Genomic DNA, 2,627 nt, shown 5'->3' with positions numbered 1-2,627 from the left:
AGTTCAACAGACAACCCTGATGATGTATCCATCATTTTGATGTTTTTGCCGATAAATTGGCGCATTTCAGGATAGCCCTTTAAGTAATCGTTATAACCGCCGTATGAATGATCACCAACATGTTGATAAGAAAGATCATGTTTATCCAATACTGATTTAACGATGAGCAATTGGTTTCTGTCGTTGAGCCAATTTTCTGTGATTTCTCCTGTTGCGGTATCGTATAAATCCAATTCGCCACTGGTATCGTGAGAATAATCTGCACCAATAACAAGCGCAAAGGCGTTGAGTTTGGCTAAAGCATAGCGATGTGCGAAACCTTCTGCTGTATTTTGAGCAGCAATGGTTGAATTGGTGATTTGGAAATACATTGAATCCTTTGACGGGATTTCATCAATTGCTTTTTCCAGTTCATATAAATTCTTATAAAAATTTTCTCGATCGTCAGCTTTGGTTTTAGCAACAGAATCACCCAAGATAATAAACCGCAATGCGTCCAGCATTTGGCTTTCAGGCAGCCCTGATGCCTGAAAAATCTGATATGCCTGTGTTAAGTCAAAACTCCTGTCTAATTTAGAAAATACCGCTTGAAGGGCGAGGGCATCTGAAAGCAATACAGAACTGTGTGCGGTCAAATCCCCTGCTAATGCTGAACCGATTTCAACATAAACCGGCGTTTGCTCACCGGGAACTGTTCCAATTTTTGAAATAACATCGTTTGCTAAATTGCTTTCTGTTACCAAATGAGTCATATTGTCAGTATTGTATTGCGCCTTTATCTGAGAATCAGAAAAACCATATTCCTGCATCAGTATTCTTACTTCTGTAAAAAATGTTTCTGCATTATCAAATCCGGGTACAATTTCCGTATCAAAACCCGGCGCATTAACGGTGATGGTTTGTGTAACAAAATCACCTGCCAGCCGACTTAAAATCATGGCTAGATGACCACCCAAACTGTGTCCGACAATCGAAAACATTTGATTGGCTAAAACACCATTTTCTTCAGCGGTAATAATTTTATCGAAGAAAATGCCTTCTTGATAAGTAATATGTTCATCATCTTCTACTGTTATTTTACTATGGGACAGCTGTAAAACTTTCTGCCCTTTGACAGCTGTTAAGCGTTGCAAATAATTAAATAAATCAATCGCCTGCTCAATGGCAATGCCATCAAAACCAATATCACCAAAATCAGCTGCACCGTCATTAATAACAACACCTAAGCTACTTAATTCTGTTCCGCGAATGGAAAAAATATTTTCATTGCTTTCTTTATTTCTGAGAATAGTGGCAGAAAAACCACTGGAGGTATTGGGTTGGTGGCTGATGACTTCGTAATTTTTGACAAAATTTTCAGCTTGATTTGAGGCAAAACTACCCCTGTCTACGTCTATAAGGGCATCCTGAACAATACTTTCTTTATAATCCCCATTTTTATCTTTAAAGTTCTCAAGATAAGCATAAGAAGCCTGCGCTAATAACGCATATTGAGAAAGATTTTGGATATTCATGATTTTAGTCCTTGCTTGGAAGTTAAAAAAAATTAAAAACTTAATACAATACTTTAATTAGGAATAAGTGCTGATTCTGGTAGGCTTTTATTTATATCTATTTTTATATGACAATCAGTTACCATGCTGGCATCGACTTGGGTAAAAAAATAACTCATTAATTTACTCAGTAAAGAAACTGAAAAATTACGTGTTACACCCAATAATTCTCCTGTATGCCTATTTTTAACATATGCTTCCGATTTTTTGATGTATTTAAAAACAGGTATATTCACGCCATGACTGTATTCATAATCGCTTTTTAATTCTGGAATCAGTTCTTTTTTTAAATCTCCGTTTTCATCATAAGAAAATCGATAAAAAACATAATCACCACTACTCAAATAGCCTTGTGCTAACCATTTTCCTGTAAATTCTTTGGTTTCAATATATGAATATCCTTGATTCAAGAAACTTTTTGCATGACCATCAGGTTTTAATGAAGTTACAGCATAATCATCTCTTAAATAATAAAATCCATCGGCTTTTTCTTTTCGATAAATATACTGCCCTGCGCTGGAGCATAAATATCTAAATTGCACAAGAGAGTAAATATCATGTCCAAACATAAAACCAAATAAGACTAAAAAAACCAATCTGCCAACCCATTTTTTTGATAGTTTGCCAACAATTAAGGCAAAAATGATGATACAACTCAAAAAAATAGCTAAAAAAATCAAAGCCATTATTTTTTACTCCCCAAGTTACTTTTTTGCATACTATTTTTTTAAACACAAACAGGCTACTTGAAAGCACGGAAACTCAGTCCCATACTTTCAGGCAGCCTGTTTAGTAAAATTTGGTTCATCGAATACATTACCCAATCTCCTTGAGATATAGATAAATAGTGTAATGACGCTTTACATTTTTTGGCATACTACTCCCCTTTTTTTCAAATGTACAACATTGAAACGAGGTTTTTACAAACCCGCCAATTCACACCTTTTTCCTCATTCAAAACAACAAAAAGGCTGCCTGAAAGCAAGCGGTTGTTGCTGTATAAACTGCCGTTTAAATCAATATCCGTAATGGTGGTTTTGCCGCTGCTGCTTTTGCTTAAGAAACTGTTAAACA

Annotated in this window: 3 protein-coding genes; all 3 read right to left on the bottom strand. The window is 35.5% G+C overall.

Annotated features, from left to right (window positions below):
• Window positions 1–1,514: hypothetical protein (locus tag Q384_RS13720; protein ID WP_169740871.1), on the bottom strand; the 1,514-nt coding region annotated here is incomplete at its 3' end.
• A gap of 53 nt (window positions 1,515–1,567) precedes the next feature.
• Entirely contained in the window at window positions 1,568–2,239 is a 672-nt protein-coding gene (locus Q384_RS12355; RefSeq protein ID WP_037588701.1) for a hypothetical protein, read from the bottom strand.
• 206 nt (window positions 2,240–2,445) lie between these two features.
• A partial coding sequence (locus tag Q384_RS13715) for a hypothetical protein (RefSeq protein ID WP_037588699.1) occupies window positions 2,446–2,627 on the bottom strand: 182 nt, incomplete at its 5' end.

Origin of the sequence: Stenoxybacter acetivorans DSM 19021 (genome assembly GCF_000745895.1) — a bacterium.
In the GTDB taxonomy this organism is placed as follows: domain Bacteria; phylum Pseudomonadota; class Gammaproteobacteria; order Burkholderiales; family Neisseriaceae; genus Stenoxybacter; species Stenoxybacter acetivorans.
The sequence above is the reverse complement of the archived record's forward strand: the minus strand, read 5'-3'. Positions and strand labels throughout refer to the sequence as shown.

Coding starts and splice junctions, on each gene's coding strand:
- Q384_RS12355 (WP_037588701.1), bottom strand. CDS start 2,239: ATGGCTTTGATTTTTTTAGCTATTTTTTTGAGTTGTATCATCATTTTT.